Annotated in this window: 16 protein-coding genes; all 16 read right to left on the reverse strand. The window is 47.1% G+C overall.

The window, feature by feature from the left end; translation table 11 throughout:
* Nucleotides 1–5: 5 nt before the first annotated feature.
* Nucleotides 6–1178 carry a nucleotide sugar dehydrogenase gene (locus QUE74_RS28440; RefSeq protein ID WP_001028043.1) on the reverse strand — a complete coding sequence of 391 codons (1173 nt, stop codon included), beginning with the start codon at nucleotides 1176–1178 and terminating at the stop codon, nucleotides 6–8.
* Nucleotides 1179–1209: 31 nt separating this feature from the next.
* Nucleotides 1210–2529 (reverse strand): alginate export family protein, encoded by a 1320-nt coding sequence (locus tag QUE74_RS28445; RefSeq protein ID WP_000489500.1) that lies wholly within the window; start codon nucleotides 2527–2529, stop codon nucleotides 1210–1212.
* 2 nt (nucleotides 2530–2531) lie between these two features.
* The gene (locus tag QUE74_RS28450; protein WP_001355418.1) at nucleotides 2532–3545 is read right to left on the reverse strand and encodes a phosphotransferase; all 1014 of its coding nucleotides are present in this window, start codon (nucleotides 3543–3545) and stop codon (nucleotides 2532–2534) included.
* Entirely contained in the window at nucleotides 3520–4806 is a 1287-nt protein-coding gene (locus QUE74_RS28455; RefSeq protein WP_000930903.1) for an aminoglycoside phosphotransferase family protein, read from the reverse strand. The genes QUE74_RS28450 and QUE74_RS28455 overlap by 26 nt, the downstream gene beginning before the upstream one ends.
* Entirely contained in the window at nucleotides 4796–6610 is a 1815-nt protein-coding gene (locus tag QUE74_RS28460) for an ABC transporter ATP-binding protein (protein WP_000834219.1), read from the reverse strand. Before QUE74_RS28460 ends, QUE74_RS28455 begins: the two co-directional genes overlap by 11 nt.
* A complete protein-coding gene (locus tag QUE74_RS28465) occupies nucleotides 6600–7769 on the reverse strand; it encodes a glycosyltransferase family 4 protein (protein WP_001261744.1) in 1170 nt (389 codons plus the stop codon). The genes QUE74_RS28460 and QUE74_RS28465 overlap by 11 nt, the downstream gene beginning before the upstream one ends.
* A complete protein-coding gene (locus tag QUE74_RS28470; RefSeq protein ID WP_000368916.1) occupies nucleotides 7766–9001 on the reverse strand; it encodes a glycosyltransferase family 4 protein in 1236 nt (411 codons plus the stop codon). Before QUE74_RS28470 ends, QUE74_RS28465 begins: the two co-directional genes overlap by 4 nt.
* 22 nt (nucleotides 9002–9023) lie before the next feature.
* On the reverse strand, nucleotides 9024–10184 hold the full coding sequence (locus QUE74_RS28475) for a glycosyltransferase family protein (RefSeq protein WP_050541220.1): 1161 nt from the start codon (nucleotides 10182–10184) through the stop codon (nucleotides 9024–9026).
* 375 nt (nucleotides 10185–10559) lie between these two features.
* The gene (locus tag QUE74_RS29740) at nucleotides 10560–10784 is read right to left on the reverse strand and encodes an integrase core domain-containing protein (RefSeq protein ID WP_000087485.1); all 225 of its coding nucleotides are present in this window, start codon (nucleotides 10782–10784) and stop codon (nucleotides 10560–10562) included.
* Between the two features lie 48 nt (nucleotides 10785–10832).
* A complete protein-coding gene (locus QUE74_RS29745; protein ID WP_001355416.1) occupies nucleotides 10833–11039 on the reverse strand; it encodes a DDE-type integrase/transposase/recombinase in 207 nt (68 codons plus the stop codon).
* A 243-nt stretch (nucleotides 11040–11282) separates the two neighbouring features.
* Complete coding sequence (locus QUE74_RS28485) at nucleotides 11283–14957, reverse strand: S6 family peptidase (protein ID WP_001080141.1); 3675 nt, start codon at nucleotides 14955–14957, stop codon at nucleotides 11283–11285.
* A 72-nt stretch (nucleotides 14958–15029) separates the two neighbouring features.
* On the reverse strand, nucleotides 15030–15893 hold the full coding sequence (locus QUE74_RS28490; RefSeq protein ID WP_001355415.1) for a F4 family fimbrial subunit: 864 nt from the start codon (nucleotides 15891–15893) through the stop codon (nucleotides 15030–15032).
* An 895-nt stretch (nucleotides 15894–16788) separates the two neighbouring features.
* Nucleotides 16789–17382: a hypothetical protein gene (locus tag QUE74_RS28495; protein ID WP_000404109.1), complete on the reverse strand. Its 594-nt coding sequence runs from the start codon at nucleotides 17380–17382 to the stop codon at nucleotides 16789–16791.
* Between the two features lie 91 nt (nucleotides 17383–17473).
* Entirely contained in the window at nucleotides 17474–18247 is a 774-nt protein-coding gene (gene faeJ / locus QUE74_RS28500) for a F4 (K88) fimbria accessory protein FaeJ (RefSeq protein ID WP_000932016.1), read from the reverse strand.
* Between the two features lie 16 nt (nucleotides 18248–18263).
* Nucleotides 18264–19028 carry a F4 (K88) fimbria minor subunit FaeI gene (gene faeI / locus QUE74_RS28505; RefSeq protein WP_000758127.1) on the reverse strand — a complete coding sequence of 255 codons (765 nt, stop codon included), beginning with the start codon at nucleotides 19026–19028 and terminating at the stop codon, nucleotides 18264–18266.
* Between the two features lie 30 nt (nucleotides 19029–19058).
* Nucleotides 19059–19877: a F4 (K88) fimbria minor subunit FaeH gene (gene faeH / locus QUE74_RS28510; protein WP_077883607.1), complete on the reverse strand. Its 819-nt coding sequence runs from the start codon at nucleotides 19875–19877 to the stop codon at nucleotides 19059–19061.
* Between the last annotated feature and the right edge of the window lie 53 nt (nucleotides 19878–19930).

Consider the following 19930-nt stretch of genomic DNA (forward strand, 5'->3'; position numbering starts at 1 on the left):
AAGAATTAATCTCGTGAATATATATCACGAGTATATACTTTATCTCTGACATCCGTTAATTCATCTGTAATTCTGTTCGCGAGTATAATGTCTGACTTTTTTTTGAATACAGGCAATTCATTGACTAATATTAAATCACTTACTGTTTTATTTTGCAATATTGGTTCATATATAATAATAGATATGTCTCTTGACTTTAGTTGACGGATGATATCCATAACGGCAGACTCACGGAAGTTATCTGAACCATTTTTCATAATAACTCGATAAAAACCCACTACTTTATGTTTTTTTTCCAATACTCTCTGTACAATAAAAGATTTACGTGTATCGTTTGCTCTCACTGTAGCAGTAATAATATCGCTGTGTATATTTAGTTTATCATAGTTTGCTTTCAGTTGTTTCGTATCTTTTGGCAGACAATATCCACCATAACCAAATGATGGGTTATTATAATAATCACCAATTCTTCTATCCAGACAGACACCTCTGATTATATCTTTAGTGTTCAGCCCCGTAATTTCAGCATAGGTATCAAGTTCATTGAAAAATGCCACTCTTGTAGCGAGAAAAGCATTGGAAAATAGTTTTATTGCTTCAGCTTCTGCAGGCTCTGTGAACAAAACGGGTACATCCCTTTTCATTGCGGCATTTTTCATAATACTGGCAAAATGCCTCGCGCACTCTGAACGCTCTCCGATAATAATTCGAGATGGATAGAGATTATCATATAGTGCTTTCCCTTCACGTAAGAATTCTGGTGAAAATATTATTTTGTCAGTGCAATATTTATGTCTGACTTTTTTTGTAAATCCAACAGGGATCGTTGATTTAATGATTATCACTGCCTGTGGATTAAATTTTACCACATCTTCTATAACTGACTCCACAGAAGCAGTATCAAAGAATCCTGTATTAGGATCATAATCAGTTGGAGTAGCAATTATAACATAATCAGCATCTAGGTAAGCTTCACTTTTATGCGTGGTTGCTTTAAAACAAATATTCCCAGTTTGGAATACCTCCCGTATTTCATCATCATCAAGCGGTGAAATTCGTTTGTTCAACTGCTCAACCCTAATGGCATCAATATCAAATGCCGTCACATTATGATAACGTGCAAGAAGTAGTGCATTGGATAACCCAACGTATCCAGTTCCTGAAACGGTAATATTCATATTTCACACCATAAAAATAACGATTATTCAGTTAAATTTTTATTTCTACTTCTAGACCGACTGAATATGCAGGGGAACTGCGGGGAGAATTTTCAGTAGATGATACCCGAAAACGCTCTGATGGCATAAACATCCCTAGCAATAGCTCAGTTTTTATATTTTTACTAAATTCGTAGCCCCAGATAAGATCTATTTCACTCCCGAGATCCAGAGTAGAACTATTGTCATAACGGGACTTCAGGTCTGGATCATGAGAAGATAAAAAATCCCTGTCTGATTGTCTATAATAATGATATACAAGATCCAGTGAACTGCTTGGGGATATATCCATTCCAGTGCCAACCGTCAGGATACGTATATTTGTCAACTCTGGAGATAATGTATTACCATAAATACTGAATTTAGTATTTCCACCAAAGCTGGCTTCATTCGACTGCAATCCGGTCTGATGATATTTTTTACTGGCTATGGCGTAACCCAGAGTAAAGCGGCTGCGCGATGGACTGTTATGAATCCAAGTAAGCCCTGCATCAATTACCCTCCCCTGATATTTTTTTTCGGATTTTTCTGCATACATTCCTCCGACCTCCAGCCAGTGCCGCCATCCCGTATCCGATGTACTGTGGGAACGTATCCCGTAAAAAGACTGACGCTCATATACATCATGCGTGTTTTTATTTACAGCAAAATAAATACCGGTATCCCAGTCCTTTTCCACACTGTACTGCAAAAATGCAGATTGTACGGATATCACACTTTTGTTACGTGTTGTATCATCAAGCAAATCTCGCTGCCAGTAATTCACACGTCCTGCCACCATCTCCACCTGCCAGTCATCTTTTTTCCAGCGCCCCCATATACCATCAAGATTTTCATCAAAAAGCCATTCTCTGACATCGCGGTACAGCCACCGCCCGGCTCGAATTTCTGCTCCGACTTCACGCAAACTTCCCCCTATATATCCCTGAGTCAGTTCCAGTCGGGTTTTATGTTCTTCTGGTTTACCGGAATCCCTCCTGGTTTTGTTTTTCAGTTCAGCTTCCGCCACACCATACAGAGAAGACTTTCTGGCAATCTCAATTCTTAAACGATATTGTGGCTCAAATTCATGTCGGTTTTCCTGCTTTTGTCCCTTCCTTAATGTTCTGTTCCGCCAGCTCTCGCCTTCCAGCTTCATTGTAGAATGAAACCGTATCAGTTGTTCCCGGTTACTTTTGTCCCCGGACAGACTGTTTTTTTTTGGACGAAATAACTCATTGTCAACAGACTCTGAAGCCTGTACCGGAACTACTCCACAAACAAAAAACAGAAGAAAATAACCACAGAATCGACCGGAACCGTTTCTGAACATAATTAAAAATACTCCATGCACTTTTCACAATAAGCAAGCAAAAGTAGGGTGGTATGCTTCCGCCCCGGAATTCGGGTACTCAAAAAAATATGCCGGGCCAGTGATAACAACCGGAACCCTTCCGTTTCTTTCACTGTTACCCCGGACATGTGGCTGAGCCATGACTCCACAAATGCTGTTTCATGTGCATGGAATATCCGGTAATCCCCCTTATAGCGGATCCCCAGTTCACAGACATGGGCCAGCCAGTTACCAGCATCCAGAGCGGAAGGCCCGGTACAACTCAGGTCAAAATCAAGAAGGGTCAGACAGCGTCTGTCATTTCGGTTACTGATAATCTGATCAGGGTAAAAATCACGATGAAGGCAGCTTTTCCGTGTACCCGAAAGAACAGCAGCCACTTCACGCAGCCCTTTCATCAACGCATCGATACGTTTATAAAGGGCAACGTTTTCCTCTCCTGCTATTGTCAGTCCCTGCTCAAGTACAGACAGTTCATCTGTCAGAGTCCACTGCCGTCCATTCACGACCCGGGCCAGTTCACCATGCTGCTGAAGGGCAGAAAGTGCGTATCCGACAGCTGTGCCAGTACTTATCTGCTCGTGCCTAGAAAACACATTTGAAATCAGTACGTCTGTCAGCAAAAGACCATCAACATGACGCTGCAGCCACATTCTCTTTTCCGGCAAAATCATCAACGGTTCCGGCACACTGATCCGGTTCTGCCGATGAAAACCATCAGACCACAATGCCTGCTGACAGCAGTATGAAAATTTATCAACCCCCTTTTCACGATACTTCCCAACAATCAGCAGAGGAGAAGAACTCCCTCGTCTCCCAAAATGGTATTCAATCAGAGCCCTACGCCCAGGCTTCTGCCGTAATAACCGGGTACTAATAAGTTGACTATCTGCTGTCACACAAGGGAGTTTGAGGAGAAAAGATTGCATTTCATGGACAGAACAAAGCTCCTGCAACGTTGCCTGCCACTCAGGAGATAGGTGTAGCTGACGCACAGATATCCTCCACTCTGTTCAGTAACAGTTCTGCTTTTTTCGGCCAGTAGGCATCCCGTTTACGAAAAGGCTCCACAACAAGACACATCAGCGCTTTTGCGGTATACCATTCGATATCAAAAGCATTGATCTTTCGTTCCATTTTGTATCCAGCAAGCAGTGCGTCATGAATTCCTCTTGCCTGAGCAGCGGTGAGCTCTCCGTTAATGACATCCATTTCAGTCCGGGCAATAAAGCTGCCGGGATCACCAGCAGGATGACCATATACACAACGATCCCAGTCGATGATATTCACACTCCGGCCATCCTCTGCAACGATAACCTGATCAGCAGAAAAATCTCCGTGCAAAAGAACCTGCTCATGGCTCAGCCATTCAGATAACGCCTTCAGACGAAGAATACAATGACTAAAACGTTCCGCGAGCTCTGGATAAAGTGCAGTCACCATGCCATGTTCCTGCCAGAGCTGCTGGAGCGCCTCCCGGCAGGTTTGTTTCTCTGGCAGGAAATAAGGCTCATTATGGATCTTGGCCAGTGACTTTCCAGTCAGCGTGACCAAACTGAGATATTCCTGACCATGCAGAAAATAATCCAGACTTTTTCCCGCTATCCATCGGGTAGCGATCAGTCTGTCTGTTTCATTCACCCCCAGAAGTTCAATATGAGCCAGAGAGGATCCGGCCTGGCTTCCCCGTAACTGACGAAAAAACTCTTTTTCTGCCGCACAACGAATGACCGCAAAAGGATGTTCATCTCTATAAACACCAATGACACAACGACGCCCGGGTTTGTAACGCAAAAAATGCCAGCGTTCCCGCTCTTGTCCGGTGACTGAGCCTCGTGCATTCTGCAGCAGTGCTGTATATTTATTATTATACAGTGCGGCCAGGCATAACTTGCGATCCAGTTGTGGTGAAGAAATAAATGCAGCCAGTTCATCAAGTAATACAGGGGTTTCAGGCCAGTCACTGGTATTTTTCCCGTCAGAAACTAATCGACTGCAATAAGATATAAATCTGGAGCGCGTCAGCGCTCTGACAAAACAAAAATACGGTATCTCATCAGCAATATAGAGCGTCACCCCCACGACACAACTGGTTTTAGGTTTGTAACGGATGTAGGTAACGCTTACACGCTTCAGGGATAAAAAAGGCTTTTGCTGTCGCAGAACGCCAGTCAGCACCGTTTCGTCAAGTAGTGCAGCAAGCCCGGGCAGCATGGAATCCCGGCTAACAAGAGCGCGCTCAACATCATTCAGCATTCCCTTTTCCCTCCTTCTGCAGTAACCACAGTTCTGCATAGCGTCCCTGTCGTGCCATCAGAGAATGGTGATTGCCTCGCTCCGTTATTTTTCCCTGCTCCATGAAAATAACTTCATCAGCCTGAGCGGCCAGAGATAAATCATGTGTGATAATCAGTGCTGTTTTATTCTTGAGGAGTCTTTTCAGCTCTGTAAAGACCGCCAGTTCATTTATACTATCCAGCCCTACACCTGGTTCATCAAGCAGAATAAAAGGCGTATTCAGGAGAATCACCCGGGCAATTGCTATGCGCTGTCGCTGCCCTCCGGAAAGCGTATTTCCACGTTCTCCTACTATAGTATTATATCCCTGTGGTAGCCCGCTGATGAACTCATGTGCATTGGCCTGTCTGGCCGCTGCAATTATTTCATCATCACTGAAGGTCTTTCCTGCTCCCAGCGTAATATTATCCCGAATACTGTATCCGAATAACAGGGGCTCCTGAGGTAGATATCCAATCCTCTGACGCAGAGATGTCACACAAAACTCGTGCAACTCATTCTTTCCCAAAAGGATACGACCAGAATCCGGCTCATATAACCGTAACAATAAACGGCTGAGCGTGGATTTTCCAGCCCCCGAGGGTCCGGTCACTGCCAGAGTATGACCCGACGGGAGATGGAAACTGACATTATGAAGAGTTCTACCGCACTCTCCATTCTTTCCCTCTCGGTAAGTGAAACTAACATTTTCAAAGCGAATATCCGGCATCTCTGATAACGGCAGTTTTTTTCCCTCAACAGAGTATTCTACTGGCAGATAATGCAGTAACCCTGCAACCCTTTCTCCAGCTGTAAATGCCCTGATCAGACGCGTACTGTATCTTGCAAACTCACGTACAGGACGGAACATATTTTTCAGGTAGGATAAAAAAACCAGTAATTCTCCGGCTGACATTTTTCCGCTCAGAACACTTCTGGCTCCCAGCAGTAATACCATAGCTGTGATCCCCGCAATCAACAGTTCAATCAGACACTCCAGCCCGACAGCCTGTTTTCTGGCTTTCACATTCTGTTGTAGACTCTGTCGTTCCGGTCCCTCAAATGCCCTTATGGCATCTTTCTCCAGTGCCATGGCCTGAACTGTTGCTATCGCAGTCATGAACTCTGCTGAACGGGCAGCAAGTTCCCCTTCATGCTGTCTCTGAACCCGGTTGACATCTCTGATCCGTCTTCCTCTCCAGACTGTCACCAGCACAAGAAGTGGAACCGGAAGCAATGCTACCACTGTCAGTTGCCAGTTCAGCCAGAGCATGATGCCGGCCATACCAGTGAACACTGTAAGGCTAGATAACAGAGGCATTACAGCTGTCACCATCGCATCACGCATCATTCCGATATCATTTATCAGTCTCATAGTCAGATCACCGGCTCTCAACTCCTGATGAGCTGAAAGGGGTAATCTTAGCAGATGTGTAAACAGTGACTTCCGGATAATGCTCAGGATCCTGCTTCCGGCCAAGGCCATTCTGGTTGCGGTGAAATAGCCACATAATCCCTTTAGCACAGCTATAGCAATAACACCCAGAGCACATCCCGGTAACAGATAGTCTTGGATAGTGTCATTCCCGACCGAAAACCAAGAAAAGTCATCATATCTGGCTTTTCCCAGAACAAAATCCACAGCAAGTGCTAATGGCCAGGGTTCCAGTAACCGGATAATACTGGTCAGAAGTAATGTCAGAAATACACTTGACAACAGCATCTTCTGTGTCCGGATGGCCGGCCAGAACGTTCGTAATACCTGCTGATGTTCAGACTTCATCCAATCCTCCAGTCAGCAGCGTAATATCGGCATATAACCAGATTTTCCTAAGCACATTCTCCCAGCTATTCTGTTTCACATATAGACCTCCGGCTTCCCCCATTTTCCGGCACAACGAAGGGGAGTCAGCCAAAGTGATAATTGCATCAGATAGTGCTGACGGTGATTCTGGTGGGATCAGAAGTCCGGTTTTTTCATGCTTTACAATGCTATCAAGATCTCCGGTTCGAGATGTGATTACTGGCAATTCTGCCGCCATATATTCATAAATTTTAAGAGGCGAAAAATAAAAATCATCGAAATGCGGATAGGGAGCAACCCCCGCATCAGCACAAGCAAGCAATGCAGGAACATCACAATGAGCAACACCACCATGAAATACCACTGCGTTATCTACACCAGCACTCCGGAAAGCATTCTCCAGTGCTGGACGCTCCGGTCCATCCCCGATGATAGAAAGACTAATATCTGTTCTCTGACGACGCAGTAAAATAAACGCTTCTGCCAAGGTATCCATCCCGTGCCAGGGCTTCAGGGTTCCGGAAAATACCACAGTAAAAACGCTACCCCGCGCCATGTTTTTTTTATAAAAAGAAGCCGGATTCACGCCGTTTCGGACAACATGGACTTTTCCTTCTGTTGCAGGTAATGTCTCCAACCAACGACGGATACCGGGCGAAACTGCTATCACCGTACTGGCATGCTCCAGTACAAGCTCCAGTACTTGATAAGCTTCATGCTCCATCACCATCTTTCGCCAGCGTTTCTGCTCCAGCGGAAGGGGAGCATTAACCTCCAGTATGCCCGGGATCCCTGCATTCCGGGCATATTCCATCCCGGCAAAACTCCAGAGAGAATAGCGCTCATAAACAACATCAAAAGGACCGGCAGACACCAACCTACTCTTCAGTTCTTGATTTCCCCTGAGTGCTTGACTGGCTTTTTCCTCATCTGAATCTGTTCCGGATAAATCAAAAAGAGGGACAACCCTGACAGCACGAAATTCTTCCGGTACTGGCGAAAATCCCCGGCAGGTAAACAATGTCACATCCATACCGGCGTTCAGCATTTCCCTGAGCATTCCCTGGATATGAATGGAAGCTCCTTTATATCCAAAAACAGGAATACCAGGATCTGCACAAACATAGGCCACTCTCACTGAACTCTCTCCTGTATTCCTGCCTGAATTGCATCCTCAAATATTTCACGCAGTCGCCGGGTGTTACGATCAATATCAAATGCATCTTCAATTCGTTTTCTCGCATTCAGCGCCAGATACTTCCTCAGCACAGCATCACCAGCCATTCTTTCAATGGCATCAGCCATTACACCCGGTTTTTCAGGATCAATACAGAATCCAGTGTGGCCGTCAGTCACCAGTTCAGGGATCCCGGCAACCCGGGTAGAAATAACAGGCAATCCCTGCGCCATGGCCTCCAGTAATACTGTCGGCAACCCATCCCGGTCCCCATCACTACTGATAATGCAGGGAGCAACCAGCATCGTGGCCCGGTGCATAGCCATTTTCACATATCCCTGAGGTTGGGCTCCGGTCAGTGTGATGACAGACGACAGACCACTCTCTTCAACCTGTCGCCTCAGCGTCTCTTTTAGAGGACCATCTCCCACTAAAGTGCAGTGAAAATTCATTCCCCGACAATACAACAAACGCAGCGCTTCAATCAGCGTACTGAAGCCCTTTTTAACGACCAAACGTCCCACCGCTAATATTTCAGTGTTTTCCGGCCCTATGAGATTGTCGCGACACAGGTATTGTTGTAAATCAATACCGTTATAAAGCCTCTCCAGTGAAGCCAGATTTCCACCATACTTTTTCTGTAACCAGGCACAATTATAATCTGATACAGTAATCACCCGGCTCGCATCCCGGAGCTTCAGGGAAATTGCAGAGTCTTCAGGATAATCAAAATAAATATCTTTCGCATGTGCGGTAAAGCTGTACGTGATCCCTGCGAGTTTTGCTGCCAAGCGAGCGACTGTGGTCGCTTTTGTAGCAAAATGTGCATGAAGATGCCTGATCCCTCTTTCCTGTACAGTTGCTGCCAACATCACTGCCTGAGCAAATTCGTGTACATGATTATATCCGGGATCGGAAAAACATCCGGAAAGTTCCGGTAGTAACGGAAAAGAACGGCGCAGTAAATCATGATAATATTCAGCATTATATTGCCTAGAATTAAAACGAGTTACCGGTGCTTTTACCCGGGAAATAGATTCCTGAAAAAAAGCCTCCTGAACATCTCCAAGGGCGAAAATATCCAGCTTCATTCCGGCTCGTTCATGAGCGAGAATTTCATTGACAATAAATGTTTCTGAAAAGCGGGGATAGCGTTTAACCACATATCCGACATAAGGGTGTTTATTATCCATTACACTCTCCATGCCATTGATTTTAATTATTTTCTCTCCGCGCTGTAAATATCGCGTTCATTTTTTCTGTAAAGGAATGCAGCCCATTCAGACTGAGGTAAAGTCGTGGATCTGAAGGACACCAGTCGGAAATCAGCCAATCAGTTATTGACTGTGGCGTCAGACTGTCCGGATGCAAACATGTAACCAGATTCTTTTCTGCCATCCGTGAAGCACGTATCCATTGCTCAAGACGAGGAACAATACGGGGAATAATCAATGCCCGTTTCCGTAATGAAAGAATTTCCCGTAAGGTGTTATATCCCCCCATTGCCACCACGCTGTGCGTATGCTGTAGAAGAAAAAGAGGATCAGATACAAAACGAATAATATGTAAATCATTACGCATGGACGCAATACGCTGTAATGATGTCACTTCCTCCCGAGCCATCTGGCTACCGGTAAGAATAACACCGTCCATCCCTGGCGGTAACAATGTCTCTGCAAATACAGATGCAAGGTGGTAGCCATCCTGCCCTCCCCCTGTAAGACATAATACGAATGGACGAGAAATCAGAGACTGAAATTGCTCATCCTGTAACACCGATGGAGATAATGGAACATCCGGATATCCAAGAAAACTGATTTTTCGGTATACTGATGGTTCCGGAGCAAGATCAAGCGACAAATCATAGAATGAACGATCGCCATAAATCCATATATCAGAATAATACTGACGGACAATCGTATAATTATCTGCAGCATGCCATTGATGACGAACAACTGATGGTTCATCAATAATATCCCTGAGTCCAAGAATCAGATGCACATTATCATCAACCAATTCCGGAAGCACCGGCAGCAGTTCTGATAACGCCCCAGCAGGTACATTATCCACAACCATTACATCCGGACAATATTCACTCAATGCAGCTCGAATTATCTGTCTCCGAAGGCTAACCAATTTCCGGGTATTATTGCCCAGTGACCGGGGGTGATATTTGCCGCACAACGTTTTGGCATAGGCTGGTAACGTAAGAATATCTGAGCGTTCAGGTAGTGTAAATAATCCGGATTCACGGGCACTGTTAATAATCAAAATTTCAGTATCAGAAAACCTTTTCTGAACTGCTCCTGCAAGCAAAAGATTTCGCCGTAAATGCCCAAGCCCCATCGTATCATGAGAATAAAACGCCAGTTTCATATCATCAATAAATTTAAAATGTCAATATTTCTATCATTTTTAAATAGCTACCGCACTAATTATAACAATTAGCATTAAACTTTTTAACCCATTTTGTTTTTAGATTTAATGTTTTAAATACTGGCAGATACTCAGCAATTTTCCCAACGAGATAAAATGCTATTATTTTTTAACATCCTTTTACACCCCTCAGCACCCAAGGATATAAAATCAATAATAAGTCATCTTTCTAAATAATTTTAACTAATTGTGTACTCCTCTTTAAAATGTGCACAATTAGTTAAAATTTGGCTTCTACATTCTCTAGATGTACACATCCCTGTTTGCAAGGCTGAGGTGTACTGGCAATAGCGGACACCACCATTTGTTCTTTTTCTAAGCAGCCATCTGATAATATTTTATCCTGAAGGCTGCCGGGGAGATATTCCCAGACGAGAGTGACGACGCTGACGATTGTAAAAAAATCTCAATGTATTCCCGTATTACTGAGATGGCCTCATCCCAGCTCTTAAAACGATAGTTGCTCAGACTTTCATTTTTCAGTGTTCCCCAGAAGCTTTCCATCGAAGCGTTGTCGTAACAGTTACCTTTACGCGACATTGATGTTTTCAGACCAAACTGTTCCTGTATGGCCCTGTAATCGTATGCTCAGTACTGTGAACCACGATCGGAGTGGTGGATTATCCCGGCAGGTGGGCGCTGGTTCCTGAGCACCATAAACAGGGCTTTACCCTTCAACTCTTTCGTCATGCGCTCTCCCATGGCGTAACCGACAATTTCGCTCGTATAAACATCTTTGACGCCAGCGATATACAGCCATCCTTCCCGGGTGGCAACATACGTTATATCTGCCACCCAGACCTGAAGTGGTCAACAAAAACTGGCCACCGCGTTAGAGTTTTTTCAGTATCGATTTTCCGATTCGTTTGGGGGTAACCCACCGTTATATTCGTGCGGTCTTAGTGCGCTGTAATATCCAACGATAGAGCCTGCGGTAATGCTTATTCCCGACGGTTCATGCCTGACAATTACATATAAAAATATTCCGGAGGGGCTATCCAGCCCCTCAACAGAATAAGTTATCAGCGATATCTGCTATCAGAAATCATACCGAATACCCAGTATCCCTTCAGCATCGGTCTTAAAGTAACCATCAAAACTGCTGTTCACTTTTGCCTGTACTGACAGTTTATCTGTCAGCTTTCCGTTGATACCAAACGAAACGGTATAGCGGTCAGCTTTCTCTGCATCATAGTGACGGGCTTTCCAGTCATCACGTAGGGTCATTCCGGGCATATCGTTAAACGTGATATTCCGCCAGATACCTGCCTTCAGCGTCATATTTCCAAATAATTTTTCTGCCTCAACCCCGGCTTTCAGCCACAAGGCATCGCCATCATGAAGCTCCACGCTCCGCTCCCGGCCCTGCAGACGATTTCCGTCCACCCGTGCACCGTTCAGTGAAACAGTCGGTGTTATCGACATATCAAGAGGGGATGCATACATCTTCCACCCGCCACGGATACCCGCTGTCAGGATATGGCTTTTTGCTCTGCCGGACAGGTCACTCAGCTCTCCCTGAATAGTGTAATCTTCTGACAGCTCCCGGTATCCGATCATACCATCCACAAACAGACCACCGTCAAAGGATTTACCTGCCAGAACATGCACGCCCCACAGGCTGAAATCATCCCGGTAGCCATCTGTGCTGCTGTGCCCCCGGTAAAACTCTGCCCCCATCCCCCACCAGGTATTACTGGCAGCAGACTGGCGAAATCCCACATTCAGTCCACTCTGGTTTAGGCTGAAGTCGTCATATCCACCATGACTGTACCCTGTCATGGCCCATACACCACCGTCTGCATCGCTGTTGTCCACCACCTGTGTCCAGCGGTCAGCGCTGTCGCTGAGAATAAACTCACGGGCGGAAAACATGACACGCGCTTTCTTCAGAAGAGATGTGTTATCCGCGCCCTTAAACAGCGTACTGCCATTCACCGTCGTGCCCGCATTCTCTCCCGGAGAATCAGGGGAAGGCGTCACACCACTGCTGTTATTCCCTTCAGACACAATACCATCAGCCTCAGTGCTTCCTGTATTACCTGTATCCGGTGCAACCGGAGAGGTTGTATCTGTCACACCATCACTGACACCCGGTGATATCTGAGATTCTGTTGTTCCGGCATGACTTTTCAGTTGCCAGTAAACTCTGCCGTCTTTCTCCTGCACCTGTGTGTCAGGGGTATAAACAGTAAACCCCCTGTTCAGGCTGGCAAAGGAGAAGTACCCGTGAGAAGTTCCGACCGGTGCAGATGCCAGAGTCAGGTCATTTTTCAGTGTGAGAGTCTGGTCAAACAGGGTGGACAGGTCCAGTGTGTTATGTCCGCCAGTTGCCTTATTCAGAATATCAATCCGGTCGCCCGTGTTGTCGGCAGTGCTGACACCCATAGCGATATTCATACTGCTGGCATGCAGTGTGTTTACCGTCAGCGTTTTCGGCGACCAGTTGTCTGTCACAAGGGAGAGCGTCCCGCCTTTGCTTCTGAACGAATCCAGCGTGGAGCTTTTCGTCATATTCCAGTGACTTCGACTAGACAACTCTACATGAGAGCTGGCATGACCGCTGATATCACCATTAAAGGTTGCGTTCATGATATCCAGTGTCGTCTTCCCGTTCAGGACAGCGCTCCCATTAAACACGCTACGGTCTGCATCCTTCACAGCCTCTGATGTGCCTTCTTCCAGCGTAAAGGTCGTACCGTTACCGTCGTTTTTGTCGATAAAAACCCGGCTGTCGCCCAGTGTGACCGTCGAATCTGTTGCTTCAAGCATGGTGTTCAGCGTGGCATTACGGCCAAGGCCAAAATCGGTGTTCTTCAGTGACAGGTTGTCAAAGGTAAAGCTCCGGTTCTCCCAGTCCTCCTGACTGAATGATGTGGGCTGAGTCAGAACCGAATGGTCTCCACTGGCAGCCAGTTTGTCAGCCACAGACTGAGTATTGTATGCATGGATAACCGGATGCCCCTGCAACGTCAGACGCCCGTTTTCCTGGGTAAATTTACCGGATATATCAGCGGAGCCATCCATGACCAGTACAGCGCTCTGCCCAACTTCAACCACATTAGTTACATCCACGTTTCCTTTTAGCTGCCCATGATACAGATATTCTTCTGTATCGAAATCCAGCGTAATTGAGGCATGATTATCAGAATTATTTGCCAGCACAGCACCATAATCTGCGGCCTTCAGCTGATGAAACGTCAGATCGTTACCATTAACATCCAGAATCCCCCCACGATATCCCCAAGAAATGGTATCCGGGTTTACCTGTCGGTCATCAGTTAGTACCACAGTCGGTCGGCCACTGGCAATATTTACACTGCTGAAAGCCTGCACCTGTCCTTTACTGTCCGCCTGCTGACTCAGAACAACCTTCCCATCCCCGACCTTCAGACCTCCCTCATTGATACCTGTACCCTGTACCGTCAGCGTACCCTCACCGATTTTATGCAGATTGTCACCTGCCTCGCCGTTGACCAGCCAGTTTACGGACACTCCTTTATCCACAATAATACCAGCCCCAGTCCAGGTACTTCCGTTAGAGGTTGTTACTGTGTAATTATCACGGAACGTCAGAGAACCCGCGCCCTGCGAAACCGAATCCTTCAGTTCAATCTGCCCATTCTGCCCCAGAAATTCCAGATTCTTACCGGCATTCAGGTCATTTCCCAGCTGTCCGTGCATGTCATATGTGATGGTCCCTTGGGTCAGGGTGCCAACTCCGGTGCTGCTGTCAAAGCTCCACTCCAGTACTCCCCCCTCAGATGAACTGAACGTAACCGGAGCATCATTGTCCTCGTTAAATTTTTGCTCGATAAAATCAAGAGGAATAACTGCCCAGTTATTTCCCCTGCCACCTGGACCATTCCCCGCGGTGAGAACACCAACCAGCACCCATTTATTCTGAACAGTATCAAAAGCAAACAAAGGAGAACCACTGTCACCGGCCTCACCATAAATAGGCATGGCACCGTTTAATTGGTAATCAAAAACCAGACCTGAACTGGTACTAATCATTTCACCATTCTGGTAGGATGACAAGCTACCGACGGTCCCGCCGGTCAGCCAGGAATATGCCCCACCTACTTGTGTCAGTTGTCCATTACTGTTCTTGATATACTGGGTACCAGACCCCAGACGATAAAAAACAGGATAGCGTTCCTTATCCTTATATGCGCCAGCCACTGCCCCCTGCGCCGTCACCGCAGTCGGGGCAACCTCTGTCACCAGTTTATCCAGTCTGGGAGCATGGAAATCCAGTGAAGTCGCATTATTCCGGTCTACTATATTGTAACGGTTTTCACTATCACCAAAGCTGACGTTTGTATATCCCCCGTTATGTTTCACACTGGCGATATACTGCGGGTTAATTAGTGTCGCCACACCGCTTCCTGAATTCACGGAACTTAAATCCGGCATAGCCGCTTTATCCAGCGTACCTACAAGCTCTCCCTGCTTATTATAAATGGCGATATTCGTTGCCCCCGGGCGGAACATACCTTTATTCTCAGCAAAATCACGAAATAACTGATAGCCAAGTTCATTATTAACTGTTCCCGCAAAGCCTCCTGCAGAGAAAAGTACGGACGTCAGCAATAAAACAGGAAGGCGCAAACGCCTGACTGATTTTAAATTACATTTTCTGGCAAACTCAGAGACGGCAATAAAACCCCGGGCCACAGAGCTGTAGCGTAAAGAATAAATTCTGTTCATTTTTAATTAACCCTGAAAAAAATAAAATCAGCACTCTCAGGCATAACGGATAATCACCGTCATCCCTGCCCGCTAGGCTGACTGTCCTGTAACCGGTTCACTGAAATGAAGATTAAGAACTGTGCCGGAAGAAATCCCGAGTACATATGCCCCGGAATAAAACCAGCCTTCCCCCACCAGGTCCTGATAACCACTTTCATCAGCAATCACAGGTGAATCAGGCACACCCGGAACACCCAATTTCAGTTGTTTCCAGATACTTTCTGCTGACACCTCACCTTCCGTCATCCGGGAAATGAAACTCAGCCCGTCAGCCGTGCTCCACGCGTTGCTGTCAGGTACGCCGCCATTAAACACATAAGCATCAGCACTGTTATTCCCCAGTGTCTGGGTTATTCTGGCACCAAAGCCATCCTCTTCCGTCCACGCAAGCGCCCCGAAAGCCTGAACCTCTGCCGCCAGAGTGCCTGTCGTCTGAGAGTCTCCGGTAACATTCAGTGGCAGTACAAGCAGCCCCTGTCCCGGTGTACCACTGGCCCACTGAATGCGAATTTCGCCTCCGTCACTTCCCACCAGTTGAATGACAGGAACAATACCGGCACCGGATGTCTCACTGCCCTCAAAAGCACGTGCCGACTTACCGGCAAGCAGCAGAAGGTCATGGGGAGCACTAACCGTCAAGCGTGTTCTATTACTGGTCAGCTCACTGATTTTGTTGCTGAACCCGGTATATCCGCCCGTTTTCCACAACCAAGGAGGAAGGGTGTCATCATAAGGCATGATGGTCCCCCTTAATCCCACAGACCCCTGAAAGTCCCTGCCAGAGTGCCATCCGGTATCAGCAGAAACTTTCCCGCAGATTAATAATATGATAATAAGAAAAGCCTCAATCACAGCATTCTGACGCACGTTCACTCCCCTCAGATATATTTTCACTCGTATTATTCACTCGTGGTGAAATCTCTTTTATTTTTCTGTAAACCGCACTGAACTCCTCATCCACAATAACATTCCCTTCAACTCCCCTGATATAAAGCTCACAAAAAACACCTTTCTGAAGAACGAAGGTATGTCCTCTATATTCACCAGAAGGTTGCGCCCCTGCCTGCTGACAAAATGAATAAACATGCCTGCCCAAAAACATGAACAAAAGAAGTCGAAGTAAGAAGAAAACTCTGCCGGAGTCTGAAAAATGCAACGCCAGAGGTCAGATCATCAGAAATAAAACGAAAACACTTAAATGTATTTGATTTTATTTTTCAGGAATGACTTACCGATTACACCGCTGACGTTGTTTATACTCACAACAAAATGCCTCCATCTTTTCCGGTCTGAGGAAATCGCCCAGACAGAACAAACAGTTCACCTGCACCTGTGTTTCCACACCTTCTGCCAGCGTATCAATACCCCACTCCCCTACAAAACTCACAATATGCCGGGATCTCTTTTCACTCAGAATGTCCTGTGTGAAGCCTTTGACCAGAAAGTATTTCGGTATGGCATCACGGAACATCAGGCTCCGAAATCATCCAGTGCAAATTCAATACAGGTGTCACGCTCACGGCAAGCCGGAAACCACGAGATAACATGGCTTTAATATCAGAAAATCAGTTCCCCCTATGATTCAGTATCTCTCCCTCAGGAGAAACAACAGACCGACAGATTCCATCCTGCTAATGAAATATGCCAACGGAATAATTTATCCCTTCGCTATGTGCCAGCGAACCAGCAACTCAACACCAGATATGGCAAATCTGATGAAAAAACCACCGGCTGGATATGGTTTCCCCCGTTACTGAGCACACAGAGTAGTCTCTCTACGGATATAAAATCACTGCCCAGACTGAAACTCCTCTATTTTATGTATCTCCCTGTCCAGCCCGGTCATCAGTAGCATCCTGAAATCTCTCACGCCAACATTCTCTGCCAACCGGGCGTAATGCCAGTACAGACTTCGTTCACCCGGGTTCAGGAGCGGGGGACAGACTCTGCCTCTCTCTGAAAAGCGTTTCAGTACCAGTCGCTGTCCGGAGGTCAGACGGAATTTACCGGCACGAGATACCTTTCTGTTCAGTGCCATGCGCACAGTTCTTTCCAGGTCCGACAGAGACATGTATCCACTGTACACTGGGCAGATATTTCGCAACACCTTCAGCATCTCCAGCCTCTCCGGCACCAGAACCAGCATTTCACCGGACATTTCCGCCCTCAGTTCACGTATCCTGGATAAATGACGCCCCCACCCCGCAAGAGGCTCTGCACTCAGCGCCACAATAATCAGGTCCCAGCTCTCCCGGGAACAGGTATATCCCAGTGGCACACGGTAAACGTCGTACTCACAGTCTGATAACAGACTCCATAGCCCTGTCAGCTCATACCAGCAGGTTCCTGTCAGAAGTACCTTTCCCTTTGTTTTTATTTCCATATCACATCAGCCAAAAATAAAAGACCACTAATTACGGCATCAGCGCCCAGAACTCACCTTACCGGAGCCATGACTCTTCGTTTTCCTTTTATCAGAAATAGGCTACTACCGGCGTCAAACTCCCCTGCCAGCGTTTTACCGGCTCCTCAGCACCGGGGAAATTCACCCGCACATCACTCAGTGATGTCACCCAGGCTCCGACAATATACTTTCTGTCATTTTCCTGTGACAACAGCGACTCTGCCCCTGAAATAAACGCATCAGGACGTGCGGTTAATCCTGCATAGTTCGGTGTCCATTCATAGCCCCTCACCTGCCATAACAGACGTTTCACCTGCCGTTCTGCCTCCGGTGTCACCTCTCCGCTAACCACACTCCAGCCCTGACCAGCTGTGATATTGTCCTGCCATGCCAACAGGTGACGAACGGTAAACGTGATTTCCCCGTAACGCATCTGCCCCCGGGCAAGTTCTCCCCGGGCCGCAATCCGGGGAGATGATGGAATCACCTGAAGTAATGTCACTGACGGCTGCAGCCCGGGACGGGAGCTTGTCAGCGATGTGGTATGTCCGCCAAGAATATAAAAATCCTGCCCTGCCCGGCTTTCACTGACCATGCCACTTTTACCCGTTGTCAGACCGGCATGCACGGCATCTGGTGTAGCCATCCGTACAGCGCGGGGTTGCCACTGCCAGGAAACTTCAGGAACATACAGCGTGCCGCTGAATTCCGTCACGCCCACAGCCATTCCCTCCTGCCAATGGCCCGGCGGAATAATCAGAGGTTGTGCCAGCACACTGGCTGAAGTCAGAAAAAACAGAGCCGGAAACATACCGGACTTCAGACGATGAATAATATTCAGCACCGGACTGTCCTCCTGCTTACTGGTACTCAATACTTACCGGCAGTGACACCCGCCAGCGTTCCGGCATCGTGCCGTTCAGACGTAATTCACCACTGTCTGCTACAGTCTGAGCACCATACGCACCTTCAACCTGACGCAGGGAGACATCATTGAAACGACTTAGCCCCTCTGAAACCGTCACCGTCATTGTCTGCATCCAGCCGGGGCCTTCACCACTAAACATCTTCTGCAGAACCCCCGGAATATCAGAAACTTTCATAGAATTGCTTTCACCAGGCAGACCATTCGCATTAAGATCGTCATACACGCCGACATACACCGGCTGTCCGTCCTTCACATAGCGCAATACCCCGGTCGCCTGCATTCTGAAAATAAATGAACCTTCCCGGACATTATTATCTCCGATAACAGGCAGCGTCACTTCCGCCATGCCAGGTGCTGTCCAGACAAGTGAAAAAAAATCACCGCCCGTTCCGTAACTGACCCGGGGTGAAAGCCCCTCACGTCCTGCCGGAGTGGTCAGGGTAGTTTTTCCCAGTAAAACGGTCATCGCCGGCAGTGCAACCGGAATTCCCTGCTCACCATCACGAACACTACGGCTCTGTTTAACCTCCAGGCTTTCATTTCCCTGTCCGACTTTCCATACCCACGGATTACGGGTACTGGTCACCGGGCCTTCCAGCTTAAGCTCGCCGCTAAAATCTTCTCCCGGTGTATTCCAGGCCAGCACTGTGGAGGGCAGGAGGCTGACAGCAAACAGAAACAGCGTCACCTTTTTCATTTCTCTTCTCTCCTTCTATCCCTGCAACCATCACTGTACTGTAACCGTCACATTCAGCCCCACCTGCCAGCTGGCCGGTGTACCCTCTGCCGGTAACCGCAGTTCAAAATCCGACACAGCAGAAGCATATGCCGCAGCCAGATCCATCACTCGACCGTCAGCCAATATTCCCTGGTTGATAACCTGTCCGTTATCCACCGCATTCATGCCATTTCCAAAATTCTGATTCATCAGTAATAATGAAGATAGACGGTTTTTCAGCCCTTGAGGCAGATTTCCCGATTGTACATCCGTCACGCTCTGTCCACTGACCAGCGACATCCCGGCCGGCACAGCTCCCCCGTCTTCCTGTCTACCGACACTGACAGCCATCCCCTGATTCAGAGTGAAAGAAAGCTGTCCCAATACGTTCCCCGTTTCCGGGTCACGCACCGGGACAGAGGCGCGAAAACGTTGCGCTGTTGTGCCACTGCCTTCCTTTACGGCGAAAGGCTGACCGTTACTGCTGAAGCTAATAAATGGCGTGAATCCGGGACCACCGCGCTCAGCCACCTCATGCAAATGCCCCTCCAGAAACGACAGCGTTCCTTTATCACGCAAATTAAAAACCAGTTGCCCGTTCTCCGTGCGCGCATCGGCAGTATCCACCGCCCAAATCTGGTCGGGAGAACTTATCTGCCAAGTCCATTTGGGAGCTTCGTCAGTGACAAAGCCATTAAACAGAATTTCGCCACCATCCAAAATATCGCTATCAGCTCGCAAAGAAAAAAATAAAAGAGCTATAAAAAGAACAGGCAAAAAATAACAGCCATTTACAGCAGAAGGCCATATTGCTTGTAATATCCTCATAATTTAATGCCTTAGCAGAATAACAGGGCATCTTTTCGGATACCCTGTATAAC

Origin of the sequence: Escherichia sp. 10290 (assembly GCF_030295155.1) — a bacterium.
In the GTDB taxonomy this organism is placed as follows: Bacteria; Pseudomonadota; Gammaproteobacteria; order Enterobacterales; family Enterobacteriaceae; genus Escherichia; species Escherichia coli_F.